Consider the following 927-nt stretch of genomic DNA (forward strand, 5'->3'; position numbering starts at 1 on the left):
TCCAGCGAGACGGGCGAGTCGCGGAAGGCCAGCAGCACCACCGCCTCGAAGACGCCGATGCCGCCGGGCAGATGGCTGATCAGCGCCAGGGCCAGCGCGATGGCATAGATCGGCAGGAAGGTGGACAGGCCCACCGCCCCTTCCGGCAGCAGGACCCAGAGCACCGTGGCCGCGGCGCAGACATCCACCACCGAGACGGCCATCTGCGCCAGGGCCAGCCGCGCCGAGGGCAGGCGCAGCGCGAAGCGGCCGAGGGAGAGCGTGTCGCCCCGCGCGCAAAGGCCCAGGAACCCGGCCAGGGCCAGCAGCGCCGCCCATCCGATGCCGCGCAGCAGCCCGGCCGAGGTGCCCAGCCAGGCCGCCACATGGCCCGCGCCCGCGATCAGCCCCGCCGCCCCCACGGCCACCACGCCCAGCCCGAAGGAGACGCCGATGAAGCCGATGACGCGCGTGATCTGCGAGGGCCGCAGCCCGGCCGCGGTATAGATCCGCCAGCGCACCGCGCCGCCGGTGAAGGCGCCGACGCCCACCGTGTTGCTCAGCGCGAAGCCTGTGAAGGAGGCCAGCGCCGCCACGCGCAGCGGCACCGGCGTGCCGGGCGCGCCATAGCGCAGCGCCGCGCGGTCATAGCCCACCATGCTGGCATAGCTGACCGCCGTGGCGAGGAGGGCGGCCGCCAGCACGCCCGGCCGTGCGCCCGACAGCGCCTCCACCACGGCATCGTAGTCCAGCTCGGCCGAAAGGCTTCGCACCGCGAGGATGACCAGAACCGCCAGGGCCAGGAAGACCGCGCCGAGCAGCCAGTTCCGGGCCCTGGCCAGCCGCCGCCCCCAGGCGGAGCCGGGCGAGGCCGGAGCCAGGGCGGGCGCCGTCGCATCCGGCACCACGGCCGCCTCGTCGTCCGGAATCTTTCCCCGGGCCACGCCC

At 75.3% G+C, this 927-nt stretch carries 1 pseudogene; it reads right to left on the reverse strand.

Going from position 1 to position 927, the window contains the following annotated elements:
• Nucleotides 1-927 (reverse strand): annotated as a pseudogene (locus ROTAS13_RS25110) (lysylphosphatidylglycerol synthase domain-containing protein); the annotation flags it as partial.

The organism is Roseomonas sp. TAS13, from assembly GCF_001950415.1.
Lineage (GTDB): Bacteria > Pseudomonadota > Alphaproteobacteria > Acetobacterales > Acetobacteraceae > Roseomonas > Roseomonas mucosa.